Below are 17,432 nucleotides of genomic sequence, written 5' to 3' on the forward strand. Positions count from 1 at the left end.
AGGAAGTGAACCAACACGCTTACTGAGTAATACCCTAACACAGGGGCTTCATTCCAAAGCGAGTAATTAACGCAAAAGTTAAAGGCTAATTACGCCATTAAATGAAACGCAAAAGGCCAATAATGAGACACCTGAGAGTAGGTTTATTTATTTGCGTAAGGGGAGTCTGTTTTGTTACGCCACGCTTTTAGTATTCATCCCGAACTACAAGGCAAGGATTGTCTATGAATGCCGAAAAAACCGACGTTGTGAACCAGAAAAAAGGTTTTAACGCCATTATTAACCGGTTAAAAGCCGATCCGAAAATCCCGTTAATTATTGCGGGATCGGCGGCAATTGCCATTTTTGTTGCTGCTTTTCTATGGTTACAAAGCCCTGAATATAAAGTGCTTTATAGTAATCTTAGTGATAAAGACGGTGGCGAAATTGTCACACAGTTAACACAGATGAATGTACCTTATCGCTTGTCTCAAAATGGCGCGGCGATTATGGTGCCTGATAATCAGGTTCACGAATTACGCCTGAAACTCGCTCAAGCGGGGTTTCCTAAAGGCGGTGCTGCCGGTTTTGAACTGCTAGATAAAGAAAAGTTCGGGATCAGTCAGTTTAGTGAACAGATTAATTACCAACGCGCGCTGGAAGGTGAGCTTGCTCGTACCATCGAAACATTAGGTCCGGTACAAAATGCACGCGTTCATTTGGCATTGCCAAAGCCGTCCCTTTTTGTTCGTGAACAGAAATCCCCTTCTGCATCCGTTACTGTGGGTCTTTTACAAGGCCGAGCACTGGACGAAGGTCAGATTAATGCCATCGTGCATATCGTTGCAAGCAGTGTTGCTGGCATGCCAGACAGCAGTGTTACCATCGTTGACCAAAGCGGTAAATTACTAACACAACCTGATGCTATGGGGCGTGATCTTAATTCCACGCAGCTTAAGTTTGTTCAGGAACTAGAAACCCGTTATCAACAACGTATCGAAACGTTATTAGGCCCAATTGTTGGGCGTGGCAACGTTCACGCACAGGTAACTGCTCAAGTCGATTTTTCTCATACCGAAGAAACCGCTGAAGAGTACAAGCCAAACCAACCACCTAATCAGTCTGCTGTGCGCTCAAAACAAGTGAGCCAAAGCGAGCAAAATGGTGGCATGTTAGCTGGCGGCGTACCTGGTGCATTATCAAATCAACCTGTTGCACCACCTCAAGCACCGATTGAAGCACCGAAAGCTGAAGATGGTGAGAAAAAAGAGGATGCAACTACAGGCACAAATCGTTCCCTCACACGTAATCCAAACAGCAATAGCCGTTTAGATGAAACGACTAACTATGAAGTTGACCGTCGGATCCGTCATATTAAACGCCCTGTTGGAAGTATCGAGCGCCTTTCTGTTGCTGTTATTGTTAACTACAAAACAGTAGAAGATAAGAAAGAAGCGGCTGAAGGCGAAGAACCTGTTGTTGAAACAAAACAGATCCCGCTTACAGATGAACAACTTCAACAAATTGAAGGTCTTGTTCGCGAAGCGATGGGATATTCTCAAGATCGTGGTGACTCTTTAAGTGTTGTGAACTCTCAGTTTAGTGATATTGAAGAAAAAGTCATTACAGTTCCTGTTTGGGAAAACCCAGAGATCTTATCAAAAGCATTAGATTTAGGTCGTTGGCTGTTACTGGTTATTATCGCGTGGATCTTATGGCGTAAGCTGGTTAAACCACAGATTGAGAAACGTCGTGAAGCTGAAATGGCTGCACAGAAAGCTGTGTTGAAAACGAAGCTGAAAGTGAAAGATGACGTTAATGAAGCTGAATTAGACGACGAAGAAAGACGTAAACAAGCGCGTCAACGCGTAAGTGCCGAATTACAAAGCCAACGTATCCGAGAAATGGCTGAGAAAGACCCTCGCGTTGTGGCAATGGTAATTCGTCAATGGATGAGTAAAGAACAATGAGTAACTTAACTGGAACCGAAAAAAGCGCCGTCATGTTACTAACTCTCGGTGAAGACCGAGCGGCAGACGTATTTAGACATCTATCAACGCGTGAAGTACAGCAACTCAGTATTGCAATGTCATCAATGCGCCAGATTTCAAATCAGCAATTGATTGATGTAATGGCGAGTTTTGAAGAAGACGCCGTTCAATATGCTGCACTAAATGTAAATGCAAATGACTACCTACGCTCTGTTCTTGTTAAAGCATTGGGTGAAGAACGTGCAAATAATCTGTTAGATGAAATCTCTGAAACACGAGAAACCTCTACAGGGATTGAAACGCTTAACTTTATGGAGCCACAAATGGCTGCCGATATAATCCGCGACGAACATCCGCAGATTATCGCAACTATCTTGGTTCATCTTAAACGTGGTCAAGCGGCTGATATTCTTGCTCTGTTCGATGAGAAGCTGCGTAATGACGTCATGCTGCGTATCGCGACATTTGGTGGTGTTCAACCATCCGCATTAGCTGAGTTAACTGAAGTTCTGAATAACCTGCTTGATGGTCAGAATCTCAAACGCAGCAAAATGGGTGGTGTTCGTACTGCTGCGGAAATTATCAACCTGATGAAGAGTCAACAGGAAGAGAATGTTATTACCGCAGTACGCGACTACGACGGCGAGCTGGCACAAAAAATTATCGACGAAATGTTCCTATTCGAGAACCTTATCGATATCGACAACCGTTCTATTCAACGCATTCTACAGGAAGTGGAATCCGACTCCTTGGTTGTGGCATTGAAAGGATGCGATCAAGAGCTGCGCGATCACTTCCTCAACAATATGTCGCAACGTGCTGCTGAGATTATGCGTGATGACTTGTCTTCTCGTGGGCCTGTTCGTATGTCCCAGGTGGAAGCAGAGCAGAAAGCCATTCTGCTGGTCGTTCGCCGCTTAGCAGAAACCGGAGAAGTTGTGCTTCATGGAGGAGACGATACCTATGTCTGATAAACATACTGATACAAACTGGAAGCCTTGGGTTCCAAAAGAACTCACTGATTGGGAATTAGCTGCCGAGGATACGGCAGAAAGCGAAAAGGATGACGAAAAACAGGAAAAAGAAGTCGTTCAGCAACAGAAAGTCCTTGAGCAAATCAATATGCTCGATGACATGAAAGAAAAGGCTCAGAAAATGGGCCACGCTGAAGGCTTTGAGGCAGGGAAAAACCAGGGTTATCAGGACGGCTATCAGGCAGGATTACAATCGGGTATCGAAGAAGGCATTCGTCAAGGTATTGCGCAGCAAGATCCATTAATTAATGAATGGCAAGGTTTACTCTCTGAGTTTAGACATTCACTTAATGGGTTAGATAGCGTTATTGCCGCACGATTAATGCAAATTGCACTCACTGCTGCAAAAGAAGTATTAGGTCAACCTGCAGTCTGTGATGGTTCTGCATTGCTTGCTCAGATTACGTTAATGGTTCAGCAAGAACAGATGTTTACAGGGAATCCGCAATTGCGGATTAACCCTAAGCATATCCCACTGATTGAAAAAGAGTTAGGTGATTCACTTTCTGCTCATGGTTGGAAAGTTGTTGCCGATAACAGTATTCATGTTGGTGGATGCCGCGTTGTAACAAACGATGGCGATCTTGATGCAACCATTGCAACCCGTTGGCATGAACTTTGTCGTCTTGCCGCACCGGAGGCGTTGTAATGACAGCAAGATTGGGGCGTTGGCTAGAAAAACTCAGTGAGACAGAAGCGCGTTTAAATAAAATTCCACGTGTTCGTCAATATGGGCGTTTAACCAGAGCAACCGGTTTAGTTATGGAAGCTAAGGGGCTAGTGATGCCTCTTGGTTCTACGTGTTTAATAGAACGCACCATCGGCAAGACGGTTGAAGAAGTAGAAAGTGAAGTGGTTGGATTTAATGGCAGCCAAATGTTGTTAATGCCTTTACAGGAAGTCGAGGGATTAACACCCGGTGCCAGAGTCTATGCACAAGCTGCGCCAGGTAGTGAAAATGAAGGTCGTCAATTACCGCTAGGTGATGCGTTATTAGGCCGGGTTCTTGATGGTTCTGGCTATCCTTTAGATGGTTTACCACCACCAGATACGGGTTATCGTGCACCACTTATCACACCGCCAATTAACCCACTCCAACGCACACCGATAACCGATGTACTGGATGTTGGTGTTCGAGCAATCAACTCACTCTTAACCGTGGGTCGTGGACAGCGAATGGGGCTTTTTGCTGGCTCAGGTGTAGGTAAAAGTGTGCTATTAGGCATGATGGCACGTTTTACGCAAGCTGATGTGATTGTCGTTGGATTGATTGGCGAACGTGGCCGTGAAGTTAAAGATTTTATCGAAAATATTCTTGGCACAGAAGGCTTAGCCCGCTCTGTTGTGGTTGCTGCCCCTGCTGACGTATCACCATTATTACGTATGCAAGGTGCTTCTTATGCCACACGTATTGCCGAAGATTTTCGTGATCGCGGTAAACATGTTTTGCTGATTATGGATTCACTCACTCGTTACAGTATGGCGCAACGTGAAATTGCTCTTGCCGTAGGTGAACCACCAGCAACCAAAGGCTACCCACCATCTGTATTCGCAAAATTACCCGCATTGGTTGAACGTGCAGGTAATGGTGTTGATGGCGGGGGGTCGATTACCGCTTTTTACACCGTATTAACCGAAGGTGATGACCAACAAGATCCCATTGCAGACTCAGCTCGGGCTATTTTAGATGGGCATATTGTGCTTTCACGTTCATTGGCAGAATCAGGTCACTACCCTGCTATCGATATTGAAGCATCAATTAGTCGTGCTATGACGTCATTGATTGATAAAACACATTATCGTCGTGTACAAGTTTTTAAACAGTTGTTATCAAGTTATCAGCGTAACCGCGATTTAATTAACGTGGGTGCTTATGCCGCGGGAAGTGACCCAATGCTTGATAAAGCCATTGCGCTTTACCCTTCATTGTCGAAGTTCTTACAACAAGATATCCAAGAACAATGCAGCTATCAGAGTGCATGTGAACAGCTTAATCAACTGATCACACTAAACTAATTCTGAACATAATCAGAGAACGTAAAGAGGGTTCCAATGCGGGAGCAGTCACCTTTAGTGACACTGAGAGAACTGGCACAGACAGCGGCTGAACAAGCCGCTATTCAACTGGCTCAGGTCCGGCAGAGTCATCAACAAATGGAACAGCAACTCAATATGTTGATCGGGTATCAGGATGAATACCGTGTACGTCTGAATGAGACGCTAAACTTAGGTGGGATGTCATCTGCATCATGGCAAAACTACCAGCAGTTTCTCAAAACACTCGAACTGACTATCGAGCAACATAAACAGCAACTTCTCCATTGGCAAGAGCAGCTAGATTTAGCGACTAATCAATGGAGAGAAAAACAGCAACGGCTCAATGCATTTGAGACTTTGGAGCAGCGTGCTGAGGATAGCCGTAAGCGACATCTTGATCGTATTGAACAGAAACAAATGGACGAGTACGCACAGCGTAGTACTTTACGGAGAACAACTTAATGGAGATAACGCTTCTGACTATGGATGTCATAGCACCATCTCCGGGACCGACATCCTCGACAAATAGTCAGCCCGGTGATAATGCTTCGACATTTGCTCAACTTTTGAGTAGTCAACCGCAGAATGCTCAGAGTGACAAAAAAAATGCCCATATCGAAGGTCAATCACCAAAAGAGAATAAGGCACATCTTCACTCTGAAGAAGATAAAAACAAGAATAAAGAGGACGAAAATAGCATCGTATCTGTTGCTACTCAGTCCCCTATCGAAGAGAAGCAGCCTCAAGAGAAATCTCCCCTAGCCCTCTCTTTACCTGACAACGAACAGTTTGCTGCCATTCTTGATAATAAAACAGTACCTTCGTTAATGTCAGCCGAAGAACTTGCAGCTGAACTTCCTGTTCAATTAGCAGGATTACCGGGCTTAAAACGCGCCCCATTGGGTTCTGAGCATCTAGCTCAGGCATTACAGCAACCGCACTCGCTAAAACGAGAAGATAGCTTGGCTTCTTTGGCTAATTCTTTTTCAAAAGACAACGATGCGTTATCGGATCTCAACCTTTCCGAACAACAAAATCTTGTAAAATCTGATGAAAAATCACTATTAGCACAGTTACGGCCTGAAACTGCGGCATTAGCAACGCAAAGTATTGGCGTAACAGCAAATAAAACTGAGAAGCCACAAGCGAAGAAAACTGATCCTCTCGCTTCATTGCTTACACCAAGCGCAGAGAAAGTGAATTCACTGCTTAATGGTGACAAGCAGCTATCAGCAAGTAAATTTGCAGAAAATGCGGCTCAACACGTTGTGGCAACAAACAGCCTTGCTGAAAGAGATCTTCATAATACGTTATCAACGACCTCTTCTTTTGCTTCGCACGCTATCGCCGGTACGCACACATCAGCGATAAACCAACCTCAAGTACATTTTTCACCAATGGCAACACAGGTATTAAATGCACAGGTGGGCACACCAGAGTGGCAACAGCAATTAAACCAGCAAATTGTGATGTTTAGCCGTAATGGCTTACAAAAAGCAGAGCTGCGTTTACATCCTGAAGAGCTCGGTTCATTGCACATTCGTATGAAGATAGAAGATGGTCAGGCACAGTTACATCTTGCTTCTCAGAATGGGCAAGTGCGTTCTGTATTAGAAAATGCCATCCACCATTTGCGTCAAGCGCTCTCTGAAAATGGGATCCAGCTCACGCAAAGCCAAGTGTCTAGCGACAGTCAAGACGGTTGGCAACAAGAAAATATGTCAGATTCCTCTCAATTTAGTGGAGATGGTGCCGATAATCATCAAGGAAGTGAGGGTAATTCGATGCAATTAGCCTCTGAAACGGCACTACAAAAGATAACTCTTACGCCGCAAGAATTAGCATCTGCTCGTGGTGGCGTCGATATTTTTGCCTAATACAAATGTATTGGGAGGACACACTATGTCAATAAACGTAAGAGTTAATGGTTTTTTCCCTATCTGTTTCTGCAATTAAAAAACAGAAATAGCGGGATAATTAAGGTTGATTTAGATGGATATGGAAGTCCACAACAGTGAACACGTATCCACTACAAAACAGGAATTTAACTGTCCATGTCTAATTACAGCAATGAACGTAAAAGCTATAGCTTAATTCTGATCATCGTATTATTGGTGGTCGCCATTATTGCAGCGGCATTCGGTGGATATAGTTGGTGGGCATTGAAGCATGCTAAATCAGGTTCAGCGGGCACAAGTCAGCAAAAAGTTATACCGGCCCCCGTTTTTATGTCATTAGAACCCTTTACTGTAAATCTAATTGATGATGAAGAACACTTAGACCGAGTGCTCTATATCGGTATCACATTACGATTACATAATGACGATACTCGTAAACGTCTGCATGACTACTTACCCGAAGTCCGCAGCCGGTTGTTATTACTTCTTTCTCGTCAACAAGCTAACAAGCTTGCGACAGATAATGGAAAAATCCAGCTAATGACTGATGTAAAAGAAACGCTGAGACCGACTCTCGTACCGGGAGAATCTGAACAGATCCTTTCCGATGTACTGTTTACCACGTTTATTCTGCGATAATCATTATGAGCGATAATATCCTTTCACAGGCAGAGATAGATGCTCTGCTGAATGATGACACATCAGGTGACGACGCCCAAAAAAGCGCGAACAGGGAACCTGCGATAGCGAAGGATCCGAATGAACCGGATATTCAGCCTTATGACCCGAACACGCAACGTCGTGTAGTTCGTGAACGTTTACAGTCGTTAGAAATTATTAACGAACGCTTTGCTCGTCAATTTCGTATGGGGCTGTTTAACATGCTCCGTCGGAGTCCAGATATTACTGTTGGTGGCGTTAAAATTCATCCTTATCACGACTTTGCACGTAACTTACCCGTACCAACTAACTTGAACTTGGTACATTTAAAACCGTTACGTGGCACAGCGTTATTTACCTTTGAACCTAACCTAGTTTATATCGCGGTTGATAACCTGTTTGGTGGTGATGGGCGCTTTCCTATCCCTGTGGAAGGCCGTGAATTTACAAACACAGAGCAACGGATCATCAACAAAATGTTGAAACTGGCACTTGATGCCTACCGTGATGCTTGGGATTCCATATTCAAAATTCAAGTTGAATATGTACGTTCAGAGATGCAGGTTAAATTTACTAATATCACCTCATCACCGAATGACATCGTTGTTACGACACCTTTTCAGGTAGAAATCGGTTCAATGGTTGGGGAATTTAGTATCTGTATTCCTTTTGCCATGATTGAACCGTTACGTGAACGACTGATTAATCCACCTATTGAGAATGTCCGTCAAGAAGATGGGATCTGGTTAGATAGCTTAGTCAATCAAGTTCAACATTCAGAACTTGAATTGGTTGCTAACTTTACCGATATCCCGTTACGTTTATCAAAAGTGCTTACACTAAAACAAGGGGATGTTATCCCTATTGATAAACCGGAAAGATTGATTGCACATGTTGATGGTGTACCTGTATTAACCAGCCAATATGGTACGGTAAATGGGCAGTATGCCTTACGTGTTGAACACCTAATTAACCCTGTTTTAAACGCTCTGGATGAGGAACAAACCGATGAGTGATGCGAATCGCCCAACTGATAATTCACAACCTGCTGAAGATATGTGGGCTGAAGCAATGGAACAGCAAACTGGGAAAAGCCAGGACAATAGTTCCGATTTATTTGAGCACCTGTTACCCGAAGAGGATGCACTGAGCCATCTGTCTGATATCAATTTGATTATGGATATTCCAGTCAAATTAACGGTAGAGTTAGGTCGCACCAAAATGACTATCAAAAAATTACTTAGCCTGTCACAAGGTTCTGTGGTTTCTCTTGATGGTTTAGCAGGAGAACCCCTTGATATTCTGATCAATGGCTATCTGATTGCTCAAGGTGAGGTTGTTGTTGTTTCTGATAAATATGGCATCCGTATTACCGATATCATTACACCATCAGAACGTATGCGTCGTCTGAGCCGTTAATTTATGGAACAGCTTCCTTCCTTTTCCAGCCAAGGTGCGGAGACAATTGCCGCACCCGCTACAACACAAACTGTCCAAACCGTTGCACAACCGCCTTTACCTGTAGGTCAAAGCCTTGCGCAAGTCAGTACGGCGCTGGCCGGTATTATTGTTCTTATCATTGTTGCAATGTGGTTATTCCGTCGTTTCGGTTTAGCTCGTGGAACATTTAAAGGTGCTCAGGCTCAACTTAACGTAAAAGCAAGTTGTTCATTAGGTGCCAAAGAGCGTGTGGTGGTTGTTGAAATTGAACAGGAATGGCTAGTATTAGGGGTAACTACGTCACAGATTAATCTGTTACATAAATTACCTATCCCTGATAACGCCTCGCAGGAAGCGACAGCATCACCCACATCTCCACTATTTACCCAATTATTACAAAAAACGCTAAAGCGAGATAAAGGCAACTCATAATGCATCAATGTGTCTCTTTTTTTAACGCATTAAAGCGCTGGCATCTCTTGGCTAGTGTGCTGATTTTGTCACTATTACCTAGCAGCGCGTTTGCTCAATTTCCCAGTATTGTTTCTCAATCGTTACCGGGGGGTGGTCAGAGTTGGTCATTGCCCGTACAAACATTAATCTTTATTACAGCACTTGGATTTATTCCTGCTGTTTTACTGATGATGACAAGTTTTACGCGCATTATTATTGTGCTGGGGCTATTACGTAATGCGTTAGGTACACCTTCTGCTCCGCCAAACCAAGTTGTTCTTGGTCTTGCGCTATTTATGACTTTTTTCATTATGGCTCCCGTATTTGATAAAATTTATCAAGATGCCTATATGCCATTTAGTGAAGATAAAATCTCTTTTGAACAAGCGTTAGATAATGGTTCTAAACCACTACGTGAATTTATGATGCAACAAACACGTGAGACAGATTTAGCGCTATTTGCACGCCTTGCCGATGCACCTGCATTTGAAACTCGCGAAAGCGTACCAATGCGTATATTAGTTCCAGCTTATATTACTAGTGAACTAAAAACCGCATTCCAAATCGGTTTTATGATATTTATTCCTTTCTTAATTATCGACTTGGTGGTTGCCAGTGTTTTAATGGCGCTTGGTATGATGATGGTACCCCCTGCTACGGTCTCACTCCCCTTTAAGCTCATGCTATTTGTGTTAGTTGATGGCTGGCAGTTAATACTGGGTTCATTAGCACAAAGCTTCTTTCATTAGCGCTGAGGTTATTTATGACACCAGAATCCGTTCTAGCACTTGGTACAGAAGCGATGAAAATCGCTTTATCTCTTGCCGGCCCATTGTTACTTTCAGCCCTTGTGACTGGTTTAGTCATCAGTATGCTTCAGGCGGCAACGCAAATAAACGAAATGACATTATCGTTTATTCCAAAAATTCTGGCTGTATTAGCCGCTATTTTAGTTGCAGGACCTTGGATGCTCAGTTTGTTATTAGATTATATGCGTAACTTATTTACGGGTATTCCAGGAATGATTGGTTAATTGCAATGATGACCCTGACCAGTGAAATGCTTACCGGCTACATGAGTGATTTTTTCTGGCCATTTGTTCGCATCCTTGCACTTTTTAGCACGGCACCGCTTTTTAGTGAAAAGCAAACACCAAAAAAGTTTCGTATTGCGTTAGCCTTTCTTATCACCGCACTCATTGCACCGGGATTGCCGCAAAATAATATTCCGTTATTTTCTATCATTGCCTTTTGGGTGCTACTCCAGCAAATCCTTATTGGTACACTGCTAGGACTAGCAATGCAGATGGCATTTGCCTCTGTACGCCATGCTGGAGAGGTAATAGGTTTGCAAATGGGCCTATCCTTTGCCACTTTCTTTGACCCCTCTGGTGGGCCCAATATGCCCATTCTTGCGCGTATTTTTAATCTGCTCACCATGTTGCTATTTATGGTATTTGATGGGCATTTATGGCTGTTATCTATTTTAGTAGATACTTTCTATGTCGTTCCGATAGAAAATCAAACCTTTAACTCTTTGGCTTTTTTAACCTTAGTTCAAAGTGCTAGTGCCATTTTTATTAACGGCATGATGTTAGCAATGCCATTAATCACCCTTCTTTTAGTGCTTAACTTGTCATTAGGTATTTTAAATCGTATGACACCACAGTTATCGGTATTTGTTGTCGGTTTTCCTCTCACATTAACTGTGGGTATTTTGGCTATGTCGATGATAATGCCTGCGCTGCCTGTCTTTACTGAACGTGTATTTAGTGACACATTTAACCGCATTACACTGATATTACAGCAACTGGTTTCTTAAAATCTCAATCAACTTATAGATTTACGTATAATAGATAAATTAATGCATTCAAAGAGAAAACTCTTTTAAATTAACCCAACTGACTTATTTTAATAGAAAAGCATAATATTGGATGACACATACCAGAACAATATAGACTTGACTAATCCACCAATAAGACATGAATTAATACGAACGTTGGTAATTCATAATGCAATAATTAATTGCACTACTGATTTTGGTCATATTCTCCCCGTAAGTGAAATAAAATTAGATCATATTTATTATAAAGACTCACAAGAAGTAATTGATAAATGGAGAAAGTCTAATACACGCGATTGAATAGAATTCGATTAGTCTCAAGCTTGTTCTCGTAAAACCAAAAGAAGTGATGTTACCATTTGATGTCGCGATATTTTATGTGGATTAATGCTAGCAAAACGCGCAAGAAAACGATTATGTGTAACATGACACTATTTAGAAGGTAATCCTAATAAACACCTTCTTTCAGGCTATATATTATCTATCGCATTAATTATTGCTGAGAGCTTTGCTTTAGAGTACAAGATTAAACAACTTTGCATAACCGCCCAGCCAAAGGACTTATTGCTCAATATACCGTACAAGGATATGAATTAAATACTGCGGATAAAGCTCGACAAAAAAGAAATAACAAACCTAGAGCTAAACTCATGAGCAAAATATTGAGCACTTAATCTTTGTGAGCAATTATCAATCATAATAAACCAATACAGTAATGGTGGATGTAGGGATGAATGATATGAGTATTAAAAAATCATCGAAGACTAAACACTATAAAAATAAAACAGCAAATATATCGCCGCATAAACAGCTATCAACAATCATAGATCAAACACCAATTCTAAATGAATATGTTGAGGTACTTGAATTTATCATTTAAGTTAACTTGCAAAAAAGTAAAGATAACAATGTCTGCTTAACTGGATCTGCTCGCAAAACAATTGAAGATGCAGCAAAACAATATGTTTTGATAGCACAATTAAGTCATATTACGCCACAGGAAATTAAGCATAAAATAACTCAACTCTCGCAAAGAAACCGGAGTCATGCTAATTGGAAAGCAGATATTGGCTTAGAGGTAAAATATAATGTTATGGCGGGATTAGCCACAAAATAACGAGAGATATCACTCTAACTTCATATTACAGTTTTTAACTATTTTTATTTTACATACCCTTTTAATAAAAAAATCCCCTGATAAATCAATATCAGGGGAAACATCAACGTGTCGCGAGACAACACAGGAAAATAATCTTAACGGTACATCGCAAACATCGACATACCTTTCATGTCGTTAAATACTTTGTAAGAGGCTTGCAGTACAGACTCTTCTTGGTAGTATTCAGAAATCGCTTGAGTCCAATCCAAATCACGTAATTCGCTTAGGCGCTTTGCATTTCTTAATGATGTATCAGCACCTAAATCATCTAAGTTATCTAATTCTTGAAGTTGTAAACCTAATTTAGCTTCAACGCTTGAGATATTATTTAATGTTGCACGATTTATACGGTTTGCTGCATCAATTTTTTCAAGCCCATCTTTACGCAATGCTTCTGCATTAGGATCGTTTTTTAACGGTGTGCGTAGCCCTGCAATAGCATCATCTAAGGCGTTAAAAATATCAGGCTGAGTACCTGTACCGCCTGAAGATTGTAATGCTTCAATCCCAGTAAAGTTGGTCGTCATTTCAATGTTGCTATCAACTTTTTGGGTGATTTGCTTATCGCCACCTTGATAAGTAATTTTCCCTGTTGCATCTGCAACAAAAGGAGGCTTATCCGATTGGAAACCCGCAAAAATATAACGCCCTACACCATCTTTAGTATTACCAATACCCACTAATTGATCTTTTAAACCACTTAATTGGTCAGCTAAAGAAGCTCGGTCTTCATCACTTAATGTCGCATCACTACCCGCCGCAACTAAAGTTTCTTGAATTTTAGTTGTTATATTCACCATTTGATGAGACAAGCTCATTTGCAAAGACATACTGTTTTTAGCAAATCCACGTGCTGTTGCATATTGTTGGTTGCGTGATTCTGACTGCTTCACCATTACCGCTTGCGAAGCGGCCATTGGGTCATCAGATGGTTTTTCTACACGACGACCGCTGGAGATTTTGTTTCCTTCAGTCATCCATTTGCTTTGCGAAGAGGTAATATTATCCATTCGCTGGCTGTAAATTTGATTTGAACTTAAACGCACAGTGTTATTCCTTATTCAGATGAAGGCTTAGAAAATTTGCATAATCGCATCAAACATGCTGTTTGCTGTTTGGATAACTTTCGCATTCGACATGTAATATTCTTGAATACGATACATTTCACCGTATTCTTCATCCATGTTGACACCAGAAACTGACTGTTGCTGTTCCTGAATACTTTTAGTGATAGAAACCTGCGCATCAAAGTCAACCTGTGCTGTGTTAACTTTGTTACCCACCATGCTGATTAGTGAGCCATAAGCACCTGCGATAGTTGTTTTACCATCAATGATTTTTTCATCAGGTAACTCAAACAGTTTCTTCATGTTTTCATTATCACTAGGGCCAGTATCTTTAGCACCCGCAGCCGCAATTTTACTTGGATCTGTTACTGCAACACTCATGCCTGCAATCACATTACCAACAGGTTGTACCACAATAGAGTCGCCCTCTTTTGGTGTACCTGTTACGGTGATTTTCATACCTTCAAATTCTAACTCACCCGCACCGTTCGGTGTGGCTTCAAATTTACGGTTACCAGGCTCTACAGTAACGTTCCACTTACCACCTTCGTATTTGACGGTATAGTCAGCCGCTTGTACGGTTTTAGTATCAGTATAATCAACTGTAAATGCCGCATTACCTGTATTTTTGCCATTAGGCATCACATGAGCACCACCAAGGTTGAAGAATTTCTCACCTTTGTCGCCGTTTAAATCAAAGCCTTGCTCATGCTGTTTATTAAATTGATCACCCAGTACTAATGCTAATTGGTTTAATTGATTACGGCTTGGGTCTAAAACCTCTTCACGGCTACGATAAGCCCCGCCTAATTCACCACCATTAATACGTTTTGCATCTACTTCGCGAACTTCGTCGATGCCATTGCTATAACCAATAACGGTACGTTCGCTATTTTTACTTGAAGGAATGGCAGATACTTCGTAAGAACGAGTACCCGAAACTAACGGCAACCCATTAGCAAATGTGACGTTAACAAAACCGCCGTCTTGTTGAGTGACTTGTACATCAACTAATGTATTTAGTTCTTGGATTAAACGATCACGTTGGTCAAGTAAGTCGTTAGGATCAGCACCATTAAAGCCTTTAGAACGACTAATTTCATTATTCAGCTTAGCAATTTGTTTACTGTATTCGTTGATATTTTTAGTGGTGTTGCTCACCTGGCTATTAATATCTTTTTCTAAATCGCGTAAAGACTGATCCGCTTTAGTAAACATATTGACCATTGCTTCTGCTTTTCCAATCACGGTCGTACGCGCTGGATTGTCTTCGGCGTTATTGGTTACATTTGGTAAGCTGGTAAAAAATTCATCAATCGCAGTAGAAACGTCATTGCCTTTATCGGCTAACAGATCATTAATCTGTGCGATATTGCTGGTGTAACTGTTTAGGGCGCTTTGTTTGGCCATTGCGCGGTTCATTTGACCTGCAAGGAATTCGTTATATTCACGATGAATACGGCTGACATTAACGCCATTACCGATATAACCATTACCGGTCATCGTTCCGCCGTTTTCATTAAAAACAGTCATCTGACGGTTGTACCATTTAACATTTGAGTTAGCGATGTTATTACTGATAGTGCTCATCGCAGCTTGTGCCGCATTAAGTCCGCTCATCGCTGTATTAATTAAACTGTTGGACATTTGTCTATCCTTTTACGTTTAGTCATCACCCGTATGCACGGAGCATAGCTGGCAAATTGGAATAAATGCTCTGGTCTTTATTATCGGTTCTTCCCCTCTAAACTTGAGGGGAAAATAGTTAAAATAAATCGCTTAAATCGTGGGTATACGTTTTAGCGACTTGATCACCACTACCTTTTAATTGACCAATAATAGAAACCAATTTTTTGGCATAACCCGGATCGGTAGCATAACCCGCTTCTTGAATACGATAAGCGGCTTGCTCTGGGGTTTGTGCTTTAGGTACTTGCGCATAACGAGGACTTTGTGTAATCAAGCGTAGATAGTCTTGAATAGCATCAACATAAGAATCATAAACACGGAAGTTATCGCGCATTTTTATTGATTTACCGTCGATGACTTCAGTCGTCATAATATTCGTGACAGGCCCTTTCCAACTATTACCTGCTTTAATACCGAATAAGTTATAACTTGGCTTACCATCACCCGTTAAAATTTCGCGTTTACCCCAACCTGACTCTAATGCAGCTTGCGCCACTACCAGTAAATGGTGAACACCTGTACCTTCAGTGGCTTCTTTTGCTGGTCCTAATAGTTTAGAGGCGAAAGAAGCACTGCTTTCTGATAATCCTTTTAACTTTCCAACCGTAGTTTCAACCGCATTTTGATACGGTTTCATTGCACGATAAAGTTGTCCTAGTGCCTGTGTTGGCATTGATTGGAAAATATCGCTGCTATCTAATGACATTGGCGTTTTACCCGCCATTTCACTCGGTTCCATGGTCACTTTAGCGGAAAGCTGTTTTTCTATCATGTCAGCAAATCCCAAGCCTTTTTTAGATAAGTCTTGGGATATTTGTTGATCATAAAGGGAGGTATACATTTTGGTACTTTCTGAATTGAACATGCTTTCTTGCGGTATTGCATCTCTCATGCTCTTTAACATCATTTGAACAAAAACACCTTCAAGTTGCTGCGCCACTTGGCGCAGCCCTTGTTGATCGGCGTTTTGTCCAACCTGATATTTAAGTTTATTCAATGCATTACTATCATATGCCGGACTTGAAATGTTTGGCATTGAAGAAAGCAGAGATAAATCTTTCATCAGATAATCTCCAATCTCGCACGTAAACAGCCCGCACTTTCCATCGCCTGTAGTATCGACATTAAATCCGTTGGTGTGGCACCTAATGCATTTAATGTTCGGATCACCTCATTAAGGCTCGCGCTTGCATTCACTTGCTGTAATGAACCACCTTGTTCACTCACATTCACACTTGTATTACGCGTGACTACGGTGCTACCACCCGCAAACGGGGTATTTGGCTGACTGACATTGACTTGACTATCAACAGTGACAGATAAGTTACCTTGTGCAATGGCACAACTTCCTAAGGTCACATCACGGTTCATAACCACTGAACCTGTTCTTGCATTGATGATAACTTTTGCATCAGCAATAACACGTTTAATTTCAAGGTTTTGCACTTCAGCTAAAAAGCGTACTTGCTCACTTTTACCAATAGGAACACGTAATTGAACGGTACGTGCATCTAATGGGATTGCAGTACCGACTCCACGTAATTTATTAACAGTGTCTGAAATATGCTGAGCTAAAGTAAAGTTTTCTTCATTAAGCTGTAAATTTAACAATCCACTTTGACCAAACTGAGAAGGGAGTTCACGCTCTATTATCGCACCATTACTAATGCGACCACCTGCGAGTTGGTTTACTTTTACGCTGTTCCCTCCCGCAGACGCCCCTGCACCACCGACAACAATATTACCTTGAGCTAATGCATATACCTGATTATCAACACCTTTTAATGGTGTCATCAGCAAAGTACCACCACGTAAACTTTTCGCATTACCTAATGATGAAACCACGATATCAATAGATTGCCCAGTTCGACCAAAAGGAGGTAATTTTGCCGTTACCATTACCGCAGCGACGTTTTTTAACTGCATATTGGTGCCCGGTGGTACGGTTATTCCTAATTGCGAGAGCATGTTATTCAGGCTTTGTGTGGTAAACGGGGTCTGCATTGTTTGGTCACCCGTTCCATCTAAACCCACAACCAAACCATAACCAATCAGCGCATTTTCTCTTACCCCTTCCACCGAGGTGAGATCCCTGATCCGTTCGGCATGGGCGGAAAATCCGACACATGTCATCACGATAAAGAAAAGGCTAATCGCTATTTTTTTCATCTGGATCCTACTCA

Annotated in this window: 18 protein-coding genes; 14 read left to right on the top strand and 4 right to left on the bottom strand. The window is 41.8% G+C overall.

The window, feature by feature from the left end; genetic code table 11:
* Positions 1-224: 224 nt before the first annotated feature.
* The 14 genes from fliF (at position 225) to PH4a_RS17895 (ending at position 12,451) form a co-directional block, all read left to right on the top strand.
* A complete protein-coding gene (fliF, locus tag PH4a_RS17830) occupies positions 225-1,949 on the top strand; it encodes a flagellar basal-body MS-ring/collar protein FliF (protein WP_129041704.1) in 1,725 nt (574 codons plus the stop codon).
* On the top strand, positions 1,946-2,941 hold the full coding sequence (fliG, locus tag PH4a_RS17835; RefSeq protein WP_064720351.1) for a flagellar motor switch protein FliG: 996 nt from the start codon (positions 1,946-1,948) through the stop codon (positions 2,939-2,941). The genes fliF and fliG overlap by 4 nt, the downstream gene beginning before the upstream one ends.
* Positions 2,934-3,653 carry a flagellar assembly protein FliH gene (gene fliH, locus PH4a_RS17840; RefSeq protein WP_064720352.1) on the top strand — a complete coding sequence of 240 codons (720 nt, stop codon included), beginning with the start codon at positions 2,934-2,936 and terminating at the stop codon, positions 3,651-3,653. The genes fliG and fliH overlap by 8 nt, the downstream gene beginning before the upstream one ends.
* The gene (fliI, locus tag PH4a_RS17845; protein WP_064720353.1) at positions 3,653-5,020 is read left to right on the top strand and encodes a flagellar protein export ATPase FliI; all 1,368 of its coding nucleotides are present in this window, start codon (positions 3,653-3,655) and stop codon (positions 5,018-5,020) included. The genes fliH and fliI overlap by 1 nt, the downstream gene beginning before the upstream one ends.
* 36 nt (positions 5,021-5,056) lie before the next feature.
* Positions 5,057-5,503, top strand: a complete 447-nt coding sequence (fliJ, locus tag PH4a_RS17850) for a flagellar export protein FliJ (RefSeq protein WP_064720354.1) — start codon at positions 5,057-5,059, stop codon at positions 5,501-5,503.
* Complete coding sequence (locus PH4a_RS17855; RefSeq protein ID WP_129041706.1) at positions 5,503-6,918, top strand: flagellar hook-length control protein FliK; 1,416 nt, start codon at positions 5,503-5,505, stop codon at positions 6,916-6,918. Before fliJ ends, PH4a_RS17855 begins: the two co-directional genes overlap by 1 nt.
* A 177-nt stretch (positions 6,919-7,095) precedes the next feature.
* A complete protein-coding gene (fliL, locus tag PH4a_RS17860) occupies positions 7,096-7,578 on the top strand; it encodes a flagellar basal body-associated protein FliL (RefSeq protein ID WP_064720356.1) in 483 nt (160 codons plus the stop codon).
* A gap of 5 nt (positions 7,579-7,583) precedes the next feature.
* The gene (gene fliM / locus PH4a_RS17865; protein ID WP_129041709.1) at positions 7,584-8,615 is read left to right on the top strand and encodes a flagellar motor switch protein FliM; all 1,032 of its coding nucleotides are present in this window, start codon (positions 7,584-7,586) and stop codon (positions 8,613-8,615) included.
* Positions 8,608-9,018 carry a flagellar motor switch protein FliN gene (fliN, locus tag PH4a_RS17870; protein ID WP_064720358.1) on the top strand — a complete coding sequence of 137 codons (411 nt, stop codon included), beginning with the start codon at positions 8,608-8,610 and terminating at the stop codon, positions 9,016-9,018. The genes fliM and fliN overlap by 8 nt, the downstream gene beginning before the upstream one ends.
* A gap of 3 nt (positions 9,019-9,021) precedes the next feature.
* A complete protein-coding gene (gene fliO / locus PH4a_RS17875; RefSeq protein WP_129041711.1) occupies positions 9,022-9,471 on the top strand; it encodes a flagellar biosynthetic protein FliO in 450 nt (149 codons plus the stop codon).
* Entirely contained in the window at positions 9,471-10,241 is a 771-nt protein-coding gene (gene fliP, locus PH4a_RS17880; RefSeq protein ID WP_064720360.1) for a flagellar type III secretion system pore protein FliP, read from the top strand. Before fliO ends, fliP begins: the two co-directional genes overlap by 1 nt.
* Before the next feature lie 14 nt (positions 10,242-10,255).
* Positions 10,256-10,525 (top strand): flagellar biosynthesis protein FliQ, encoded by a 270-nt coding sequence (fliQ, locus tag PH4a_RS17885; RefSeq protein WP_064720361.1) that lies wholly within the window; start codon positions 10,256-10,258, stop codon positions 10,523-10,525.
* Between the two features lie 5 nt (positions 10,526-10,530).
* Entirely contained in the window at positions 10,531-11,313 is a 783-nt protein-coding gene (gene fliR / locus PH4a_RS17890; RefSeq protein ID WP_064720362.1) for a flagellar biosynthetic protein FliR, read from the top strand.
* A gap of 907 nt (positions 11,314-12,220) precedes the next feature.
* Positions 12,221-12,451: a hypothetical protein gene (locus PH4a_RS17895; RefSeq protein ID WP_129041713.1), complete on the top strand. Its 231-nt coding sequence runs from the start codon at positions 12,221-12,223 to the stop codon at positions 12,449-12,451.
* A 137-nt stretch (positions 12,452-12,588) separates the two neighbouring features.
* On the opposite strand, the gene flgL is transcribed toward PH4a_RS17895, so the two are convergent.
* The 4 genes from flgL to PH4a_RS17915 all read right to left on the bottom strand — a co-directional run bounded on the left by flgL (position 12,589) and on the right by PH4a_RS17915 (position 17,418).
* The gene (flgL, locus tag PH4a_RS17900; protein WP_064720364.1) at positions 12,589-13,539 is read right to left on the bottom strand and encodes a flagellar hook-associated protein FlgL; all 951 of its coding nucleotides are present in this window, start codon (positions 13,537-13,539) and stop codon (positions 12,589-12,591) included.
* 27 nt (positions 13,540-13,566) lie between these two features.
* Positions 13,567-15,207 carry a flagellar hook-associated protein FlgK gene (gene flgK, locus PH4a_RS17905; RefSeq protein ID WP_064720365.1) on the bottom strand — a complete coding sequence of 547 codons (1,641 nt, stop codon included), beginning with the start codon at positions 15,205-15,207 and terminating at the stop codon, positions 13,567-13,569.
* Between the two features lie 118 nt (positions 15,208-15,325).
* A complete protein-coding gene (flgJ, locus tag PH4a_RS17910) occupies positions 15,326-16,312 on the bottom strand; it encodes a flagellar assembly peptidoglycan hydrolase FlgJ (RefSeq protein ID WP_129041715.1) in 987 nt (328 codons plus the stop codon).
* Positions 16,312-17,418 (bottom strand): flagellar basal body P-ring protein FlgI, encoded by a 1,107-nt coding sequence (locus PH4a_RS17915; protein WP_064720367.1) that lies wholly within the window; start codon positions 17,416-17,418, stop codon positions 16,312-16,314. The genes flgJ and PH4a_RS17915 overlap by 1 nt, the downstream gene beginning before the upstream one ends.
* Positions 17,419-17,432 lie beyond the last annotated feature (14 nt).

This window comes from Proteus hauseri (assembly GCF_004116975.1).
Classification (GTDB): domain Bacteria; phylum Pseudomonadota; class Gammaproteobacteria; order Enterobacterales; family Enterobacteriaceae; genus Proteus; species Proteus hauseri.